Origin of the sequence: Pilibacter termitis, from assembly GCF_900167335.1 — a bacterium.
GTDB classification, from domain to species: Bacteria; Bacillota; Bacilli; order Lactobacillales; family Streptococcaceae; genus Pilibacter; species Pilibacter termitis.
The window spans coordinates 36,867-55,887 of record NZ_FUXI01000012.1; the positions used below are offsets into that span (position 1 = coordinate 36,867).

The 19,021-nt window shown below is 35.5% G+C and carries 18 protein-coding genes; 5 read left to right on the forward strand and 13 right to left on the reverse strand.

Features of this window, described 5'->3' with window-relative positions:
- Positions 1 to 38: 38 nt before the first annotated feature.
- Positions 39 to 1,115 (reverse strand): glutamyl aminopeptidase, encoded by a 1,077-nt coding sequence (pepA, locus tag B5D30_RS06205; protein ID WP_078807187.1) that lies wholly within the window; start codon positions 1,113 to 1,115, stop codon positions 39 to 41.
- A gap of 214 nt (positions 1,116 to 1,329) precedes the next feature.
- On the opposite strand from pepA, the gene B5D30_RS06210 reads away from it, so the two are divergent.
- From B5D30_RS06210 to B5D30_RS06220, 3 genes are read left to right on the forward strand one after another with little or no spacing between them, the layout of a single operon-like run.
- A complete protein-coding gene (locus B5D30_RS06210; protein ID WP_078807188.1) occupies positions 1,330 to 1,677 on the forward strand; it encodes a hypothetical protein in 348 nt (115 codons plus the stop codon).
- A gap of 16 nt (positions 1,678 to 1,693) precedes the next feature.
- Complete coding sequence (locus B5D30_RS06215; RefSeq protein ID WP_078807189.1) at positions 1,694 to 2,008, forward strand: thioredoxin family protein; 315 nt, start codon at positions 1,694 to 1,696, stop codon at positions 2,006 to 2,008.
- Between the two features lie 33 nt (positions 2,009 to 2,041).
- Positions 2,042 to 2,497, forward strand: a complete 456-nt coding sequence (locus B5D30_RS06220; protein ID WP_078807190.1) for a universal stress protein — start codon at positions 2,042 to 2,044, stop codon at positions 2,495 to 2,497.
- Between the two features lie 127 nt (positions 2,498 to 2,624).
- Here B5D30_RS06220 and B5D30_RS06225 read toward each other — a convergent pair whose 3' ends face one another.
- From B5D30_RS06225 to B5D30_RS06240, 5 genes are all read right to left on the reverse strand, one after another.
- A complete protein-coding gene (locus B5D30_RS06225; RefSeq protein WP_078807191.1) occupies positions 2,625 to 3,089 on the reverse strand; it encodes a helix-turn-helix domain-containing protein in 465 nt (154 codons plus the stop codon).
- Positions 3,090 to 3,494: 405 nt separating this feature from the next.
- Positions 3,495 to 4,619 (reverse strand): tRNA 2-thiouridine(34) synthase MnmA, encoded by a 1,125-nt coding sequence (gene mnmA, locus B5D30_RS06230; protein ID WP_078807192.1) that lies wholly within the window; start codon positions 4,617 to 4,619, stop codon positions 3,495 to 3,497.
- Positions 4,620 to 4,729: 110 nt separating this feature from the next.
- Positions 4,730 to 4,885, reverse strand: coding sequence for a hypothetical protein (locus tag B5D30_RS13610; RefSeq protein WP_159443238.1), 156 nt, complete (start codon positions 4,883 to 4,885; stop codon positions 4,730 to 4,732).
- Positions 4,886 to 5,385: 500 nt separating this feature from the next.
- Entirely contained in the window at positions 5,386 to 5,490 is a 105-nt protein-coding gene (locus B5D30_RS06235; RefSeq protein WP_234984631.1) for a putative holin-like toxin, read from the reverse strand.
- A 301-nt stretch (positions 5,491 to 5,791) separates the two neighbouring features.
- On the reverse strand, positions 5,792 to 6,997 hold the full coding sequence (locus B5D30_RS06240; protein ID WP_144399506.1) for an MFS transporter: 1,206 nt from the start codon (positions 6,995 to 6,997) through the stop codon (positions 5,792 to 5,794).
- A 298-nt stretch (positions 6,998 to 7,295) separates the two neighbouring features.
- Between B5D30_RS06240 and B5D30_RS06245 the strand changes: the two genes are divergently transcribed.
- Positions 7,296 to 7,871, forward strand: a complete 576-nt coding sequence (locus B5D30_RS06245) for an NUDIX domain-containing protein (RefSeq protein ID WP_078807195.1) — start codon at positions 7,296 to 7,298, stop codon at positions 7,869 to 7,871.
- A gap of 166 nt (positions 7,872 to 8,037) precedes the next feature.
- Here B5D30_RS06245 and B5D30_RS06250 read toward each other — a convergent pair whose 3' ends face one another.
- Together B5D30_RS06250 and B5D30_RS06255 are read right to left on the reverse strand one after the other, a co-directional pair.
- A complete protein-coding gene (locus B5D30_RS06250; RefSeq protein ID WP_078807196.1) occupies positions 8,038 to 9,495 on the reverse strand; it encodes a glycoside hydrolase family 1 protein in 1,458 nt (485 codons plus the stop codon).
- Positions 9,492 to 10,793 carry a PTS sugar transporter subunit IIC gene (locus B5D30_RS06255; protein WP_078807197.1) on the reverse strand — a complete coding sequence of 434 codons (1,302 nt, stop codon included), beginning with the start codon at positions 10,791 to 10,793 and terminating at the stop codon, positions 9,492 to 9,494. Before B5D30_RS06255 ends, B5D30_RS06250 begins: the two co-directional genes overlap by 4 nt.
- Positions 10,794 to 10,990: 197 nt before the next feature.
- On the opposite strand from B5D30_RS06255, the gene B5D30_RS06260 reads away from it, so the two are divergent.
- On the forward strand, positions 10,991 to 11,797 hold the full coding sequence (locus B5D30_RS06260) for a MurR/RpiR family transcriptional regulator (RefSeq protein ID WP_078807198.1): 807 nt from the start codon (positions 10,991 to 10,993) through the stop codon (positions 11,795 to 11,797).
- A 119-nt stretch (positions 11,798 to 11,916) separates the two neighbouring features.
- Here B5D30_RS06260 and B5D30_RS06265 read toward each other — a convergent pair whose 3' ends face one another.
- From B5D30_RS06265 to B5D30_RS06285, 5 genes are all read right to left on the reverse strand, one after another.
- Positions 11,917 to 12,993, reverse strand: a complete 1,077-nt coding sequence (locus B5D30_RS06265; RefSeq protein ID WP_234984632.1) for a D-alanine--D-alanine ligase — start codon at positions 12,991 to 12,993, stop codon at positions 11,917 to 11,919.
- Positions 12,994 to 13,040: 47 nt separating this feature from the next.
- On the reverse strand, positions 13,041 to 13,499 hold the full coding sequence (locus tag B5D30_RS06270) for a YaiI/YqxD family protein (RefSeq protein ID WP_078807199.1): 459 nt from the start codon (positions 13,497 to 13,499) through the stop codon (positions 13,041 to 13,043).
- Positions 13,496 to 14,089, reverse strand: coding sequence for a recombination mediator RecR (gene recR, locus B5D30_RS06275; RefSeq protein WP_407675494.1), 594 nt, complete (start codon positions 14,087 to 14,089; stop codon positions 13,496 to 13,498). The genes B5D30_RS06270 and recR overlap by 4 nt, the downstream gene beginning before the upstream one ends.
- A gap of 352 nt (positions 14,090 to 14,441) precedes the next feature.
- Positions 14,442 to 17,384 (reverse strand): AAA domain-containing protein, encoded by a 2,943-nt coding sequence (locus B5D30_RS06280; RefSeq protein ID WP_078807200.1) that lies wholly within the window; start codon positions 17,382 to 17,384, stop codon positions 14,442 to 14,444.
- Positions 17,385 to 18,797, reverse strand: coding sequence for a DUF4011 domain-containing protein (locus tag B5D30_RS06285; protein WP_078807201.1), 1,413 nt, complete (start codon positions 18,795 to 18,797; stop codon positions 17,385 to 17,387).
- Between the last annotated feature and the right edge of the window lie 224 nt (positions 18,798 to 19,021).

Below are 19,021 nucleotides of genomic sequence, written 5' to 3' on the forward strand. Positions count from 1 at the left end.
AAAACGCAAAAACTTCAATGTTTTTGCGTTTTTTCATTTTATCCATAAATCAGTGTTTGAACCGTAGATTTATCCAAACTTCTTAATACTTGTAAAAGTAATTCTTGTGCTGCCTCAAAGTCAGCTATTGCAAACATTGTTTCATGTGAATGAATGTATCTTGCAGGTACACCAATTACAGCACTTGGAATCCCATTTCCTTTAAGATGTGCAGCTCCAGCATCTGTCCCACCTTTTGAAACGTAGTATTGCACTGGAATGTTGTGCGTTTGAGCAGTATCCAATAAAAACTCACGCATACGTTTGAGCATAATATGTCCTGGGTCAAAAATACGCATAAGCGTTCCTTGACCAAGTCGTCCTTGTGCAAGCGGGTCTTTGTCTGTATCATTTGCCGGACTGGCATCCACTGCAAAGAATAAATCTGGTGCAAATTTAGTTGTTGAAACTTGAGCACCACGAAGTCCTACTTCTTCTTGCACGTTCGCTCCTGCGATTAATGTGTGATTTAATTGTTCATTCTTTAACGTTTCCAATGCCTCAAGTACCATTGTCACACCGTAACGATTATCCCATGCTTTTGAGATGATATTTTTCTTGTTAGCTGTGTAAATCGTCTCCGTTTGTGGCACGATATAATCTCCCATGCGTACACCGAAACTTTCAGCCTCTTCTTTTGAATAAAATCCTGCGTCAAACAAAACATCTTCGATTTTTAGTGCTTGCTGACCATTCGTTCCACGAAGTAAGTGCGGTGGAACACTTCCAGAAACAACAGGAATTTTTTCTCCCGTCCGTGTAATAAGAGTAAAGCGTTGAGCACTGACAACATAAGGATTCCAACCGCCTAAAGCGACCACATGAAACATTCCGTTTTCTTCGATTCGTGAAACCATAAATCCAACTTCGTCCATATGTGCAGCTACCATTACACGTGGGGCATCACTCTCTTTATGCTCACGAATACCAAAGATTCCACCTAATCCGTCTAATTCCACACGGTCAACAAGAGGCGTTAATTCTTTACGTAAATATTCTCGCACTTCATCTTCACAACCTGACGGTGCTTGTAATTCTGTCAAAGTTTTTATCCGTTGAAATAATCTTTCTTCCATTTCTATAATTCTCCTTATTCGATTTCACTTCGAGAAATTCGTTACTCAAAGTCTTTCAATTCGCTCGATGTTATTGATTCCTAAGACATTATACTAAATTCCTTTTGTTTTGTCGCTTGCTTGCTACTTGATACTCGATACTTCTTTGAGGTAATGCAATGAAATTATGGTAAAATAATAATATACAATATAAAAAAAGCGAGGTGCATAGAACATGACTGAAAATGAAAAACGTTCGTTAGGCTTTGGGTTGGGATGTGGAATTGTGCTAGGTGCAGGGATTAGTTTTGGAATTTACTCGCTTGTTGCCAATAGAAAGCTCTCCAGTAAAGCAATTCTTCGCAAAGTGCGGCGACATTTTGCAAAAGAAGGCGAAATTCGAGGAAGTTTTATTCATCAGGAAATTGAGCACTTTCCTCAAATGGATGTAAGTATTCCTGTTTATCGAGGCGGAATTGTTCGGTTAGAAAACGAAATGCTTGTCAGCTATGAATTTCTTGCAGATAGTAAAACTGGTGTGCTAGTTGATTTCCAACAAATCGGGATTGAAGAAAATGACTAAATGAAGGAGACGGAATATGATTTACCCAAATTCTTATGAAGAAATTGCAGGATATATTGAAAAGGGAGAGACGGTATTCTTCTTCACGGCAGATTGGTGTGGTGATTGCCGTTTTATCAAACCTGCTATGCCTGAAATCGAAGAAAATTTCCCAGAATATAATTTTGTCGAAATTGACCGTGATAAATTTATGGATTTAGCGATAAAATGGGATATTTTTGGTATTCCAAGTTTTGTAGTGACAACTAATGGTCATGAATTGGGCAGATTGGTTAACAAAAACAGAAAAACAAAAGAGGAAATCACAACGTTTTTAAATAGCTTGAAGTAGACGTTTGCCTACTTGTTTCAAGGAGGGATTCTCATGGAACAAAGATATAACACGATTTTAGTCGGGCTTGACGGTAGTCCTCAAGCCAACCACGCATTTGAATGTGCGGTAGAAGTGGCACGTAGAAACGATGCTCGTCTCATAGCTGTTTCCATTATACAACACCAAATGTACGATTTGCTTGGTTATGGAAATATTAGCCATAATGCTCTAACACATGAGGCAAAGGAATTTACGGAATTGCTTGAAGAAGTAAAAGTTTGGGCGAAAAGTATTGATTTTCCAAACGTTGAGACTGAAGTCATTTACGGCAATCCGAAAGAGCTTCTTGCACACACATTGCCAAAAAAATATGGTGTGGACTTAATCATGGTAGGACAAAGTGGTTTGAACACGATTGAGCGTTTCATGGTGGGAAGTGTGAGCGATTTTGTCATTCGCAATGCTCCTTGTGATGTTTTGGTGGTAGCCGAGGAAGTTGTAAAATAGCACTCAAAAAAAGCTAGACAACTAAAAATTCTAGCTTTTTTTGTTCTCAAAACCTTTAGGGCAGCTTACTTTTGCTTAGTATTTCTTGCAATCCGTCACACTAAAACTCTTCCAACAGGCAAAACAACTACAAGTTTGTTACAACAAATAACCACCAAATCAGTCGAACAATCGTCAAAAGCACGCATAGAACACCCGCTCCAAGTATAACTTTTTTTAGAAACATCGACTCTATTCTTCGATTAAGATAGATACTTAAAAATGGAATGAATAGAACAAATGGTGTAATAGATATACATATAACAATCAAGACCACTAAAAAAATAGTCTTTTTCTTGTTTTTTTCAGCTAACGTACACGCTTTCATTTCTTCTGTATGCTCAGTTCCCTCTTGTTCTTGAAACAATTCATCTACGGAAACGCCTAGCTCTTTTGCCAGCATATGAATATTTTCTATATCAGGTAAATTTTTATTCGTCTCCCACCTCGAAATTGTCTGTCGTGAGACTGCAAGCTGTCGTGCCAATTCCGTTTGCGATACCCCTTGCCTTTCCCTTGCTTGTTTTAACTTTTCACCCAAAGTCCCTTCCATAAATTTCTCTCACTTTCACATTTGATTGGATCAATTTGTGAAAACGAAAACTTTCCCCTTTTTTATTATATTTCATTTCACAAACTCAAACCCTTAGTAAAATTTTATCTTTATCAAATTAAAAGTTCAAGCGGGAATAGCGTATGATGTGAAAAAGTTTCACAAGAAGAAATGGATAAACTCTTCTCAAAATTTGAATCAATTTTTCCTTAGCCTTATGTTTTAGGGATTTATACAAAATTCAAATAACTTTTAGCGATATATAATAACTCAAATTGCATAGTGTTGGTTGTGAAACAATATAGCGAAACTTATAAAAAATTTAAACTATCATGCTAAAAAACTCATGCATTTGAGATTCATGAGTTTTTTAGCAAACTTTTTGACATTTTATATCGTTAGTTTTCACACGTACTGCAACACTTTTTCCTCTTTATATGCCACATCAATCAATCCTCCGCCAAGGCACTCTTCTCCGTCATAGAAAACGACTGCTTGCCCCGGGGTAATCGCTCGAACTGGTCGGTCGAATGTTACGAGTGCTTTGTTGTCGTCTAAAAGCGTTACTTCTACTCCTTCATCTTGCTGACGGTAGCGGAATTTGGCGGTACAACGAAATTTTTGTGGCTTTTCTTCATTCGTTGTGAAATGAATTTCACTTGCTGTAAGACTTGTAGCATAAAGTGCCTCGTGATGAAATCCTTGACCAACGTATAAAATATTTTGCGACAAATCTTTTCCAACAACAAACCAAGGGTCATTGTTCCCCTCTTTTTGCCCACCGATACCAAGACCGCCACGCTGACCAATTGTGTAGTACATCAATCCTGCGTGCTCACCCATTTCTACGCCGTCAGTTGTCAACATTTTTCCTTTTGTTGCTGGCAAATAATTTGATAAAAATTCTCGGAAATTCTTTTCACCAATGAAACAAACCCCCGTAGAATCTTTCTTCTTCGCAGTTGAAAGTCCTGCACGCTCAGCGATTGCACGCACCTCGCTTTTTTGAAGATGCCCTAGTGGAAACATCGTTTTATTTAATTGCTCTTGTGAAAGCTGACTTAAAAAATACGTTTGGTCTTTTTTATTATCACTACCTCTGAGCATACGAGAGTTGCCCTTTTCATCACGTACAACTTGTGCATAATGACCTGTCGCTACATAATCTGCCCCAAGTGCCAAAGCGTAGTCTAAAAATGCTTTAAACTTAATTTCTTTATTGCACATTACATCAGGATTTGGCGTGCGTCCTCGCTTATATTCCGCGAGAAAATACTCAAATACTCTATCCCAATATTCCTTTTCAAAATTCACCGAATAATACGGAATACCAATTTGATCTGCAACTGCTGCAACGTCTTTGTAGTCTTCAGTTGCCGTACAAACTCCCGCCTCGTTTGTGTCATCCCAATTTTTCATGAACACACCAATAACATCATACCCAGCCTCTTTCAAAAGAAGTGCCGTCACAGACGAATCAACACCTCCACTCATTCCTACAACAACACGTGTTTTTGCATTGTCTTGCATTGTTTCACCATCTTTCTGATTTTTTGCCAAATCACGAATTGAAGGTTCGCATTTAACTTCTCTATTATAGTGTGTGAAAAGAATTTTCGCAATCGGTCTGTTTATAGTCTTTAGGAATAATTGTTACTTCGAGAATACTGAACACCTGCCGTTGCCATAGTCATTCCTGTCAATTTATCCCACGTCCAATTAATTTCGCCATGCAACATTTTCAAAGCACCAACAAAAATTTCGTTATTCGTTTCAGCTCCTAAATCGCTTGCCATAGCAGTAATGAGATTCATCTGATGATTATAGCTAGGTGTATCACTATATCCAGCCCCTGCGTGTGCGGTTGTTTCTGGCTCAATACACCAGCCAAGTTTCCGTCAATATACATCCTAGAAATATCAGCAAAACCAGTCCAACCCTGCAAGCAACAAAACAGATAAAACCGTTGCATTTTTTACTTTTTGTTTGAAATGAAAATTCATTTTAACCTCCTATTTTAATTTTCTTTTAGTTTGTCTTTTTTCGTCTCGATTTTTCCGAGGGCGACCGATTTTTTATTAGCATTTCGCTTTTTCCTTTCTTTCTCAAACGCAAAAAAAGCCAACTCTCAAAATAAAATGAAAGTTGGCTCTTGCCTTGTTTATGATTTTTTAGTTGACTTCTTCTGGTTTTGATATATAATAAAAATAGAAAGAACGACCGAGTAAAAGTCGGTGGCTCGTATAATACAGTAAAAAAAACCGTCTAACTTGCCAAAGTCGTGGACGGTTTTTTACTATTTGTAGTTATCCTTTTTTACAAGGACAACTACAAGTGATAGCAACGCAACAACAAATGCACCAAAAGCAAGCATTAGTTGTAGCGTTTCATACACTGTCATAGTATGAGCTTTTCCTTTCTGTAAGTTCTGAGTGTTAGAGATTTCTCCCATAGGCACCACATCCTTTCAGATTGTACTAAGCCACCGCCGATTAAACTTTCGTTCTTCTGCTAATCATTTTAATGTAAAACTATTGATAAAACAAGCATTATTTTTAATAAAAATCAAATTTTTCTTCTTATATGAGATTCATTTAGATACACAAAGAGGCTAGTTTTGTCCCAGCCTCTTTGTCGTTAGGTTGCCCTCATCTACAAATATATCATCGCATGAATTCATTCTTGTGCCAAAAAAATTTACCCTATATTTTATTACTAATCCTACGAATTACCATTGCACTTAGCACTCCTAAAATTGCAAAATAGCAAAAGACTGGGAAATATCCACCATTTGAGGCTTGGACTAAAATACCGATGAGGCTAGGGGAGACGACACCGCCTAATATGCCACCTGTTGCTACTAACGCATAGCTTGGGGCAAATACTTCTTGAGCAAATCGTTTGAGTGGTAGGCTCATCAACGTCACAAAAGTGGTAGAACAAAACAAATCACCTAATCCAAGACACATTGTCAAAAGCGAAGTTGTTGGCATAAAATACGCAAGGAGTAAGAAAATGGCGGACAAACTTGCACAAATACTGATGACATTTTTTTCGTTTCCTGCAAATTTTTTCCCTACAATAAAACTACCTAAAATTGCACCAAGTAAGAAGAAAAATCCTACAATAGATGTAATACTACCTGCTTGAGTTAAGCTCATCCCTTTTGCTCCTGTCAAAAAACTAGGAATCCAGTTAACTGCTCCGTACATTAGTGAATTTAGGAAAAACGCTCCAAAAAATAACACCCACGCAACAGGATTCTTCGCCACTTGAAAAAGAGATTCCTTGGTAATTTTTTCTTCTTTGACTTCTTCTTTCGTTTGTCGTGGAATGACAAAAAATAAAATCACGCCAATAACAATCGCCAATACGGCAAGTAAAAGATACGTTACACTCCACCCTAAGTTTACAACTGCTGGCGTAACAATTTTAGGGCCTAGTACACTTGCAATACCTGATGAAGAAAGTAAAATTCCTTGTGCAAAAGTTTGTCGTTTCTCGTCAATTTGCTTTTGTACCTCCCTAGCTGCACTTGCTGCATAACCAGAATGTGCAATTGCTCCTGCTAGAAAACGAATGAGGATAAAGTACAAAACACTTGTACCAAAACTAAGCAAACTTGCAAAAATCGCAATACCAAAAAGTGAAAAACAAACAATTCTTTTGGAACCTAATTTCAAGTTCAAAAAACCCATTGGTACTTGCATAAGTGCATAACCAAAGAAAAAGGCACTCATAATAAATCCTTTTTCACTCGCTGAAATCCCGTATTTTTCAGCCATAGGGACAAGGGTGATTCCAATAGACAACTTATCAATGTAAATCATAGTATAACCTAAAAACAAGGCTGCGATTAGTGCAACTTGCTTGATAGAAGACGTTTGCTTTTTCTCGTTTATTTTCATTTGTATTCTTCCGTTCGTTAAAATTCCCACTAAATAAGGGTACCTTTAAGTATAACGAATTTCTTAAATTTTTCCAGTTTGAGTCACACTCTCATATTGAAACGATTCTATTTTTTCTTCTCGTTTACGTTGATTATTAAAAAAATTCCTATATAATTTATTTTATATGGGTACCTCTAAAAATGGTTTTCAAATAGGAGGAAAGTTATGAATAAAAATAAAAAGCCGTTGTCTCTTTTAGTGGTGCCTGTTGAATAAACAGCAATTATCTCTAAATACAAACATTCACGGAGGAAACATGGAAAAAAATAAAGATTACTATGAAAAAATTGCATCGCAAGAAGAATTTCTCGAATGGTATCATACGCAAGATGAGCCGAAATATGAGAAACCAAGTGTCACAGTCGATATTGTGATTTTTACACCAGAAAAATCAAAAATTTTGCTCATCCAAAGAGCTGCAAATCCATTTCGAGATTTTTGGGCATTGCCGGGCGGATTTGTCAATAAGCTAGAGCCTAGTGAAATGGCTGTTTTGCGTGAAACCAAAGAAGAGACAGGGGTGGAAGTAACGCAAGAAAACATTGCTCAATTTTACACGTTCACCACGCCAAATCGCGACCCTCGTGGCTGGGTCATTAGCATTGCCTATTTCGCTGTACTCCCTGATATTCCTACACCGATTGCAGATGATGATGCCAAAGCGGCAAAATGGTTTTCAATCAAAGAAGAGAACGGGGAGCTTTTAATCGGGGAAAATATGCGTCTTTCCTTGCATGACGGCGAAAATAAAGGCACGAATAAAATGGCATTTGACCATGCAAATGTAATCACAATGGCTTGGAAGAAAATGCGTGAAAATCAGCAATTTTAAAAGACATCTCTAAAAACAAAAGTCTCCTATTCACAATGAACAATAGGAGACTTTTCCTTATGCTGAGAAATTGGGCAACTCTAAAAACTTGCACTTATCCCCAATTGCTAGTTTTCCGTTTTTCTTCTTCAATCTCCTTGAACTTATCTAGCTACGAAGTACCCAATTAAATGTCCTCACCATTACTAAAAATAACATTTTTATACCAATAATAACTGTCTTTTGCAATCCGCTTTAGACTTCCATTTCCGTTATCGTCTTGTTCAACATAGATAAAACCATATCTTTTGGACATTTCGCTCGTTCCTGATGAAACTAAGTCAATGGCTGACCATGTGGTATAGCCTATTAAGTCTACACCGTCTTCTATTGCCAATTTCATCTGCTGAATATGTTGTCGCAAATAATCAATACGATAAGTATCATGCACTTTTCCGTCTTCTGTCAAACAATCGTCTGCACCAATTCCGTTTTCCACAATAAATAACGGAATTTGATAGCGTTCATAAAGTTGATTGAGCGTGTATCTTAGACCAATTGGGTCAATTTGCCACCCCCATTCTGAGCTTTTTAAATAAGGATTTTTATTCATTTCCGTCAAATTTCCTGCTGTTTTTTCGATTGTTTCGTCATAGCTTGAAACGCTTGACATATAGTAACTAAACGCCAGAAAATCCACCGTATAAGTTTTTAAAATCTCAACATCTTCCTCTTCCATTTTCAGTTGAATCCCATTATCATGAAATAACTTACTTGCATAATAAGGATACTCGCCTCGCACCAACACATCTGTAAAATAAAAATTGTTGAGTTGCTCATCTAAAATCATCTGCATAGCATTTTCTGGTTCGGCAGTTGCAGGATAGCTTGTAAATTTTGCCACCATGCACCCGAGTTTCGCCTTAGGATATTTACTTTGTAAATCTTTTTTAATCAAACTACTCGCAAGAAATTGATGATGTGCTGCTTGATAGCAGTCTTCACCATAATTGTCCGTGTTTTCACGAAGTGTTCCTGTCGAGAAAAAGACATTGAATTTTGCTCCATTGATTTCATTGAAGGCAATCCAATAGTTGACATATTGCCCAAACTCATCAAATAATGTATTGGCATATCTACGGTAAAATGCGATCAATTCCCGATTTTTCCAGCCACCATATTCTAAAACTAAATGAAGTGGCATATCAAAATGATTAATTGTCACTAGTGGTTCAAGGTTGTATTTGGCAAGTTCCTCAAACACTTCATGATAAAATTGTACTCCTTTGGGATTAGGAATTTCTTCTATTCCTGTGGGAAACAGTCTCGTCCAAGAAATCGAAAAACGGAAAACTTTCATGCCCATTTCTGCACAAAGACGAATATCCTCTTTAAAATGATGATAAAAATCTATACCATGACGTTTAGGATATTTTTTACTATCACGACTTTCTTTTGCTTGCAAAACTTGCTCGAGCGAAATATTTTTCCTTTCAGCTCGTGCGACATCTTTTGTAAAACGCATTGCCACATCAGCTACGGACAATCCTTTTCCGTCTAAATCATAGGCTCCCTCAATTTGACAAGCGGCGGTGGCAGCTCCCCATAAGAAATTTTCTGGGAATGTGTTCTGATAATTTTTCATGCTGCCTCCCCTTCTTCTGCTAATGCTCGAGCATCTGCTACTTTGAAAAATGGCAACCAAACAATTACTTGTACAGCAATCAAGATAATTTGCATAATCAAAATCGGAAGTCCCCCTTCTATCCAACCATAAGCTAGTGCAGGTACACCAAGCGTTAACGTGACACCACGAAGCGTTTCAATAATATGCAAAGTTTGCAACACATAAGGAATAATAAACATCAACAATGGTCCAAGTAAAAATGGAATCATAAACATTGTATTTAACACAAGCGGAATCCCAAAAATAACGGGTTCGTTGATACCGAAAAACGTTGACGGCAACGCCATTTTCCCAAGCATTTTATACCGTTTTGATTTGGCTGTAAATGCCATTAAAATCGCAAATCCAAGCAATGCACCACTCCCACCAAGACTTGTATAAGTCCCAATATGTTGATACGTAATCATATTTGGCAATTCTTGCCCTTGTTCAAACGCTTGTAAATTCATCAAACTAAGAGGTGTAAAGACCGCTTGAAGAATCGGGCGAATAACCAAATGCCCATGAATTCCAAAAAACCACAGAATTTGACAAACCAAAATGAGAATGAGAAACGCAACTGGATTGTTCCCTAACTTCATCAATGGTTCGCCTAAAATGGTGTAAATAAAATTATTGGCATTATTGAATGAAGTTTGTTCAAAAATCAAACGAACGATAGAAAAAATCAAAACCAAACTTGCCACTGGAATAATGGAGGCAAAACTTTTTGACACCATTGGTGGTACACCAGCAGGCAGTTTTATCGTAATGTTTCGATTGATAAACCAACAATAAATAATTGGAACCAAAATCCCTAAAATAATCCCCATGAACATTCCTTTTGCACCAAGAAACTCCATTGAAATCGCACTTTTTACTGTTACAATATCCCCATTTTCTAACTTTTCACTTGCACCAGTTGGTAGTAAGAGGAAAAACATGACCAACGCACTAATTGAGGCAAAAAATCTTTCTTGCTCATGACCTAATTTTTGTGTCATGACAAACGCAATAGAGGCTGCTACATAAACCCCAAGTAAATCAGTCGTTACTTTTCCTGCATAGCCAAACAATGTGCCGAGTTTCGTCATTGCCAAAAAGTTTTGGTATGGTTCAAATTGGATAACGGACAACAAGGTCAAAATGGCACCAATAATGGTAACGGGTAAAATTGCGGTGAATCCGTCAGAAACAGCACTCATATACTTATTATTTTGTACTTTTTGAGAAACTGGAACCAATTTCTCGTTAATAAATCCTTCTAATTTATTCATCTTGTTTAAAATTCCTTTCTGTGATAAACTTTTCTCATGAGAAAATTGAAATTGATATAAGCCTATGTGTTTATCATAACGTTTATTGAGAGGGCTTTCTGTTTTTTTATTGAAAGAGAAACATAGAATGAAATCCTTTCATATTGTGAAAGAAAATAACAAGTATCTCAAAAAAATAGGAGAATAAAAGGGGAAATATGGAAATTTCGGACATTGTAAGAAAACTACAAGATATTGCTACAACAACAGATAATGAGACAAAAGCAATCATTGCGAACACTTTATTGCTCTCCATTTCAAAAAACGATAAGAAATTATCTTTGGAGAGTCTTGCTGAAAAATCTCACGTCTCGCCTGCAACGTTGGTGAGGTTTCTACAAAAACTAGGATATAGCAACTATGCAGAGTACAATCAATCCATTGCCACCTATCGAAAACGAATTTATTCAGACAATTTAAACAAGCAAAAAGCGGTGTTTGAAAAAAACAATTCCTTTGAAAACAATCTCGAACGATATGGTAAACTCGTTCAAAATTCCATTGCGAAAATGATTGGGGCAATAGATAAAGAACAAGTAGATAGATTTTGTGCGAAAATTTACGAACATGAACATATTTATTTTTTCGGTGTGCAATCTAGTGGAGCGATTTTGCGAGAATTGCAATATTCGTTTTTAAATGTTGGCAAGTTTATTCATTATGCTGACGGTCGATTAAAGCAAAAAAATAATACAAAATCTATTAAAGGGGGAAGTTTAATTGTCGTTTTATCCGTCTATGGCAATTTTTTTCCGCATATGGCAGAAACACTTTGGGAATTTAATTTCGAGGAAAATGAAACAATCTTGATAACGGGAAACACACAAGCAAAAATTGTCCGTTTATTTGATGAAGTCGTCAATCTAAGCAATCCTTTATCCATGACCACAGGTTCATACCAAGCACAAGTATTTGCAGATATTTTGATCAGTCGCTATCGTGAACTTTATGTACTGGAAAAATAAAAACTCGTAAGAAACTGATTTCTTGCGAGTTTTTTAGGATACCTCTAAAAACTCCGGTTAAGCCAAAACTAGCAATTTTGGGTAAGCGTGAGTTTTTAGAGGTACCCTTTAGTTCATTTTTAATTTTTAAAATACCCTTGTCTTACCTCAAAGCGTTTCTCACCAAGGGTGATAAGCTCTTTAATCAAATCGCTATACGAAAGTCCCATGTTTTCCCAAAGAAGTGGGTACATAGAAAATTGCGTAAAGCCGGGCATTGTGTTTAATTCATTTAAGAATAATTCTCCGTTTTTTGTTAAAAAGAAATCTGCTCGACTCAATCCAGAACCGTCTAAAATTTGGAATGCACGTTTGGCATATTCACGTGCTTTGACAACAATTTCACTTTCTACTTCTGCTGGAATTGCCATTTGGATTTTATTGTCAATATATTTTTCATTATAATCGTAAAACGCAGCCTCTTTGACAATTTCACCGGGAAGAGTTGTTTTAACCTCCTCGTTTCCTAGTAGACCAATTTCAATTTCTCTGGCATCAATTCCTTGTTCTACGATTACACGACTGTCATATTCAAAGGCAAGCTCAAATGCTTTTTGCAATTCTTGCCTATTTTCTACTTTTGAAATCCCCACGCTAGACCCCATATTCGCAGGTTTGACAAATAGAGGATAAACAAGCGTTCCTTCGCACAAATCAAAAATCGTCTTAGGTGAAGTTTTCCACTCATTTCGCAAAACGGGTACAAATGGTACTTGTGGAATCCCTGCTACTTGCAAAAGATGTTTGGTCATAATTTTATCCATACCATTGGCACTTGCCAAAACACCTGAGCCGACATATGCCATTTTAATCGTTTCAAAAAAGCCTTGAATTGTTCCGTCTTCGCCCATTGGTCCGTGAAGAACAGGAAAGGCGATTGCACCTTTTTCGTAAATTTCACTTGGTGAAATGATAACACCTGTATAATCTGGTGCGTCATCTTCCTTTGAAATGGCATAGCTTAAATGCAACTCTCCCTCATTTTTCGGTGGTGCGGTAAAAAGTGTTCCTTTTACCCAATCCCCTTCTTTTGAGATAAAAACAGTTTGCACTTCTACTTGTGTGTAATCCATTGCTTTCAAAACAGAAAACGCACTCCAAACCGAAACCTCACGCTCTGCTGAACGTCCTCCATAAATTAAAACGATTTTTTTCAATTGATATTCCTCCAAATAATCAGTATTCTCTCATGTGAATTATCTTATCATACTTTACTCGTTTCTTCTTGTAATAATTCGATTAATTTTTGCTGAAATTCATCATGATTTTCCTTAGTAAAAGGTTTTGGTCCTTTTGTCCGTTTGCCTGCTGCACGTGTTAGTTGCCCAAAATAACGATTGGCAAGCAATCCGTCAATGTTTTCTGTCGTATATTCAAACCCAAGCTGATGCAATACTCTAGCACCTTTTGGCAAGACAAGCGAGGCAAGTCCATAATCCTGTGTCACAAGAATATCCCCTGCTTGAATAAGTTGCACAATCCGAAAATCAGCCGAATCTGCTCCAGCATCCACATAGACCATTTCCACATACTCAGGAATTTTTTTCGTAGAATAGTGGTCAACACTTGTCACCACAAGCACTTGTTCGCCAAACGCCTCAGCTATGCGAAAAACATCTTCTTTTACAGGCGAACCATCGCCATCAATTACTATTTTTCTCATAACTCTCGCCGTCCTTCTACTGCTTTGAGCAAGGTCACCTCATCAGCATACTCAATATCACTGCCGACTGACAATCCATGTGCAAGTCGTGTTACTTTGATTCCTGCTGGTTTAATCAAACGAGAAAGGTACATTGCAGTCGCCTCTCCCTCCGTTGTCGCATTCGTTGCCAAAATAACTTCTTGCACCACTTCGTCATGGAGTCGTGTAATCAAGCTGGCAATATTAATATCCTCTGGTCCTGTTCCTTCCATTGGCGAAAGCACTCCATTTAACACATGATAAAGCCCACGAAATTCTCGCATACGCTCCATTGCCAAAACATCTTTTGGCTCTTCCACGACTAAAATAACCGATTTGTCACGCATTTCATCTTGACAAATATCGCAAGGGTCTTCCTCTGTCAAATTGCCACAAATGCTACAAAAATGTAAATCACGTTTCGCAGAAAGAAGGGATTTTGCAAACGAGGCGACATCTTCTTCTTTCATATCTATCGTATAAAACGCAAGCCGAGTTGCAGTTTTTTGCCCAATCCCCGGCAATTTCATAAAACTCTCAATCAACTTCGCTATTGGTTCTGGATACACAACTTCACTTCCTTTTATTCTTTAAATGATTGCTCTTTTTATTTGTTTGGCTCGAGTTTTTAGTTCTGAGTCTTTGGTTTCTATTTTACCATAAAAAAGAAAAGAGATTATTAAAATATTTATTCCTGATAAGAAGGCTTTTCTCTATTTATCCTATTTTCCTTAAAAACAAAATATCCTTGACAAAGAAAATCAAAAAATACCAATTCAAGATAAACGGAAATTTTTTTGAAGACACTCAATAGATTAAAAGACTTTAAGGAAAATAGAAAAATCGCAAAAACTTCATTTTCTAAAATGTTGATTTCATGCGATTTTTCCTATTTTTAGATTATTTAATTCTACTTATGTCTTAATAAACAGCTATTATTACTTCGCCTTTTAGCTCAATTCTCTTCTTTTTTTGCAAATACAAAAATGCTTTTTCATAAATATCTTTATAACCTTGTGTCAATCTTTCTTTACCAAAAACTTTTTTATTAATATGTCGCATTAAATCATGCATTTCATACCCTACATACTTATTAGCTACAAGCATGATAATATCTGAAAGTGCTGGAATGTCATCTTTAAAAACATAGACTCCCTCAGAGTAAAAGGGTAGTACATTATCAACCGCCATATCAACAGGAACAAATTTAATTTTCTCCTTTAAAGTTTCTCTATCCTTTAGAGTCTCTCCACCAGATTCTGAATATTCCTGAATAGCCTTTTCTATCGTATCAATTAAACGTATTTTTTCATTCTGATTGTCATGAATCCAAGTGGTAGACCAAATTCTATAAAAACTCCAACCTTTAGATTCTAATATCTCTTGTCTTAATCTATCCCTATCTCGTGCTGTTCTTGAAGAATGATATGCTGCTCCATCACATTCAATAGCTAAAACATATCTCCCCGGTATATTTGGGTGAATAACTGCCATATCTATTCGGTAACCAGATGCACCAACTTGCGTATGAACTTTATATCCTCTTTGCGTAAGATAGTCATAAACATTCTCTTCAAAATCAGAATCAAATTCTGTTCCATGATCTTCTTCTAACAGATTATAACCAATTAATGCTCCTACTCCTTTTTCAGCAAATTCCAAGAAGTCTCTGAACACTACAAGATTTTCATTATTACTTTTATCAACTGATAAATCTATCCCTCTCAAACTAGAAACTACGTGCATAGTTTCTCTTGAACGAGAGACTGCCACATTTAATCTCCTTTCGCCACCAGATTGTATAAGTGGTCCGAAATTCATCCTTAGTTTACCTTGAGGGTCTTTACCATAACCTACACTAAGAATAATAATGTCTCGTTCATCCCCTTGAACATTTTCTAAATTTTTAATAAAAAACGGCTCACTTTTATTTTCATCAAAAAAAGATTCTAATTCCTTATGTTGTTCACGTAATTCAAGCACCTTATCCTCGATTATTTCTGTCTGCGATTTCCCAAAGGCAACTACTCCTAGTGACTTTTCAGGATAGTTTACAGCAAAATCATATATTAGTTGAGTTACTTTTTCCGCTTCAATAGTATTTCCATATTTCGATTCCCATACTCCGTTTTCCACATGAGTAAACCGCACATTACTATGGACATCTAAGTTGTCCGTTGGAAAAGTAAACAATCGATCATTATAAAACTTCTTATTTGAAAAAGTAATAAGCGATTCATCTTTGCTCCGATAGTGCCAATTAAGGTATGTTTCTGGAATCTTCACACTTAATTCATCTAAAATTGATTCTAAATCTTGAATGTCTTCTTCATCATCTTCTTCATTTTCACTTGACGAATTAAAAAATGATGTAGGTGGCATTTGCTTACTATCACCTGCGACTATAACTTGTTTCCCTCTACTAATAGCTGCAACTGCAAATTCTGGCCTTACTTGTGATGCCTCATCAAATATCACTAAATCAAATTCCCAATCAGAATTTGATGAAAAATAAGTGCTGACCGTCAAAGGCGACATCATAATACAAGGTTTCAGTCGAGGAAGTAATGTTGGAAGGTTTTCGATAAGTTTGCGAGTTGGCAACAATCTTGCTTTTTTCGTCAACTCTTTTTTTAAAATTTCTATCTCACCACCAGTTGTTTTTACATTTTCATTTGTATTTGGTAATCTATCAACAAGTGCATTAAAAATCCTAATACGTGCCAAATCAAAAGTACTTTTATCCTCTTTTTTAAAATTATCTACTTTATCCATTATTGCTTTCGTCGATAAATTGGTTATTGAATTGTACTCAGGGATATTTTCCAATACTAATAAAATAAATCTTTTTAAAAATACAAGTTCAACATTTTTTGCTTGTATTTCTATTCCTTCCACTTTTTCAATAAAATCATCTAACCGATATTCCTTTAACAATTCCTCCTTTATTCGTTTGTAATCAAAAAACTCCTCTTTAGTATTAAACTCCAACTCTTGAATATATTTTAAAACCTCTTGCATATTGAGCGGAACATTTTCAAAATAATTACTAAATTTAGCGAGTAATTCCGTGATTTTGCCATCCGATTTCTCTTTCTTATCCGCCAACTCCACCACTTTAGTCCAGTCAACAACATTTACTCCTTCAACAATATTTTGAATGGTCGTTAGAGAGATAAGCCAAATATTATTTTCATAACAAATATTCTTTATACTCTCCCCCCAAGAAATTCCTTTTTTTAACTGAGTTAATTCTTCATCAGAAAGATTTTGACTCACGTTTAAAATTTTAGATAATCTTTGCTCATAACTCTCCAATTTTTTAGTTTGTTCAGTCATAATACGTGATTTGGAATGAATAGTTGCTAGTTTCTCAACATTGCTTATTAGTCCTTCGTAATTTAACTTGAGTTCCTTCGTTAGTCGTTTATTCTTTTGGAAAATTTCTTTATACTCCGTTGAAAACAAACGTTTCAAAAATGATTTATATTCAAATTTCAATATTTTTACAAGTTTTTCAACTTCTTCTATTTCTAAAAATTCATCTTCAAAAACAGTCTTGATTTGACTTTCCGTTGAGGAAATTTCTTCAGCAATAACTCGTTTTTCCATTCTTAATGATTCAATTTCATTCATTTTAGCCAATACGGTGGATAAATCTAATTCTAACCACTCAGAATTCATCTTCCCTTCCCTTGCAATAGTAGTTCTATGCAGTTTTTCGACAAATTCCTTCAATGTCATTGAAGATACTTTATTAGGAAAGACACTCAAAATCTTGTATTCTAAGTCAAAAAAATTATCTCCTTCTAATTTCAATTCATCAAAAAGATTAGAGATTTCCGTTCCTTTTGTAAAACTCATTTATCCTTTGAAATTTTTCCAGCCATTATCTTTATGTCTGAACGTGGAAGTAATATACATTTTTCCTAACTCATGAATTTTTTGAAATAATACTTCCATTTTTTCATATTTTAAAGACAACAACTTCTTATCAACTGAAAACAATAAATCGTCTTCCAAAAGAACTTTTGATAATTTAGCGTGCAATTCATAAAAAGACTTTCCTGTTGAATTCTCTTGACTATGAACTAATTCTGTATAACTATTTAATTCATGTACTTTTTTATCCAGCAATTCATAGCGAGACGAATCTTCTTCTCTAAACTTATGTGGATTAGATGAAAGGTTATAAACCTGTTCCAACTGTTCTCTAATATCACTTTTTTTCTGTTTAGTATTGTGTAATGTCAACAAAAAATCAGCAAGCCCTTTTTCTTTCAATTTTTGATAAACAACTTCAAGTGCTGCTTGTTTTTCTGAAACAAAAAGAATTTTCTTCCCCAAACCTAATTGTTCGGCAATAATGTTTGATATTGTTTGGCTTTTTCCAGTTCCCGGAGGTCCTTGCAAAACAAAACTATCTCCTCTTCTTGCACGACTAATCGCCTCTTGCTGACTTGAATCGGCATCTAATATTTGTAAGCGACTTTTAGAACTTTCACTTTTCAAGTCTATTTCTTCATTGTATTCATCAAATAATTTTCCTACCACTTCATCCTTCACTCCAGAGATTGCTTTGATAAATGGATTATTACGAATCATTTCTTTATTGTTTTCAAGGTCTTTTTGGATTACTAAATTTTGAAAATTAAAAGTATCTATAAACACTTGTCTTGAAATCGACCAGTCAAAGCCAATTATACAAGACTCGATATATGATAATGACTCAGATATATTTTTAAACTCATATTTTTCATCTATTTCAATCCCAAAATCATCAAAAAGTTTTTTTAGTATTACTGGATTAAAAGAAATTTCTTCATCTTCTTTTCTTGAAATTTGAATAGGTGACTTTAAATTCTCTCTTTTTATTTGAATTGGAACTAAAATAAGCGGAGATTGAAATTCTTTGGAATGATTATCATTTTCTTTCCAACATAACAATCCGAAAGCAACATAACCTATATTAAACCCCAATTCGTCATCCGCTTGTTTAATTTGTTTCCTAATATAGTCAAGTTTTCTTGTTCGGTCTTTAATCTTTTTATTTTCTTCATTACTGGATGAAGTAGTCATGACTTCAAACAGATAACCTTCCCCTTCCATCAAATCTGTGAACAAAGTTTCAATTTCACCTTCTTTTGAAAGTTCAAATGTCCCTGTTTTTCTCGGTTTAAAATTCAGTAAATGGTTCTTTTTTGAAAGATCTAATAATTTTTTATTCCATTGTTCAAATTTCTGTTCAAAAAAACCACCTTTTCCACTTTCCTGCATACAATATTTCCCTCCATTTTTTCTTGTTTGCTGACATTATATCATAATTAGTCATAATTCAATTCATAAAAATAATACTACCTTTAAAAAAACATGTATAATTATAGGTACTTCTAAAAAACGCCTGAAACTAGCAATTTGGGATAAGCGTGAGTTTTTAGAAGTAACCTTATACTTAATATCAATGACTCCTCCTGCAAAACAACAAAAAACACATCATTTTT

What these genes read in the sequence shown, in the direction of transcription:
- pepA (WP_078807187.1), bottom strand. Translation starts at nt 1,115, where the DNA reads ATGGAAGAAAGATTATTTCAACGGATAAAAACTTTGACAGAATTACAA.
- B5D30_RS06210 (WP_078807188.1), top strand. Translation starts at nt 1,330, where the DNA reads ATGACTGAAAATGAAAAACGTTCGTTAGGCTTTGGGTTGGGATGTGGA.
- B5D30_RS06215 (WP_078807189.1), top strand. Translation starts at nt 1,694, where the DNA reads ATGATTTACCCAAATTCTTATGAAGAAATTGCAGGATATATTGAAAAG.
- B5D30_RS06220 (WP_078807190.1), top strand. Translation starts at nt 2,042, where the DNA reads ATGGAACAAAGATATAACACGATTTTAGTCGGGCTTGACGGTAGTCCT.
- B5D30_RS06225 (WP_078807191.1), bottom strand. Translation starts at nt 3,089, where the DNA reads ATGGAAGGGACTTTGGGTGAAAAGTTAAAACAAGCAAGGGAAAGGCAA.
- mnmA (WP_078807192.1), bottom strand. Translation starts at nt 4,619, where the DNA reads ATGCAAGACAATGCAAAAACACGTGTTGTTGTAGGAATGAGTGGAGGT.
- B5D30_RS13610 (WP_159443238.1), bottom strand. Translation starts at nt 4,885, where the DNA reads ATGGCAAGCGATTTAGGAGCTGAAACGAATAACGAAATTTTTGTTGGT.
- B5D30_RS06235 (WP_234984631.1), bottom strand. Translation starts at nt 5,490, where the DNA reads ATGACAGTGTATGAAACGCTACAACTAATGCTTGCTTTTGGTGCATTT.
- B5D30_RS06240 (WP_144399506.1), bottom strand. Translation starts at nt 6,997, where the DNA reads ATGAAAATAAACGAGAAAAAGCAAACGTCTTCTATCAAGCAAGTTGCA.
- B5D30_RS06245 (WP_078807195.1), top strand. Translation starts at nt 7,296, where the DNA reads ATGGAAAAAAATAAAGATTACTATGAAAAAATTGCATCGCAAGAAGAA.
- B5D30_RS06250 (WP_078807196.1), bottom strand. Translation starts at nt 9,495, where the DNA reads ATGAAAAATTATCAGAACACATTCCCAGAAAATTTCTTATGGGGAGCT.
- B5D30_RS06255 (WP_078807197.1), bottom strand. Translation starts at nt 10,793, where the DNA reads ATGAATAAATTAGAAGGATTTATTAACGAGAAATTGGTTCCAGTTTCT.
- B5D30_RS06260 (WP_078807198.1), top strand. Translation starts at nt 10,991, where the DNA reads ATGGAAATTTCGGACATTGTAAGAAAACTACAAGATATTGCTACAACA.
- B5D30_RS06270 (WP_078807199.1), bottom strand. Translation starts at nt 13,499, where the DNA reads ATGAGAAAAATAGTAATTGATGGCGATGGTTCGCCTGTAAAAGAAGAT.
- B5D30_RS06280 (WP_078807200.1), bottom strand. Translation starts at nt 17,384, where the DNA reads ATGAGTTTTACAAAAGGAACGGAAATCTCTAATCTTTTTGATGAATTG.
- B5D30_RS06285 (WP_078807201.1), bottom strand. Translation starts at nt 18,797, where the DNA reads ATGCAGGAAAGTGGAAAAGGTGGTTTTTTTGAACAGAAATTTGAACAA.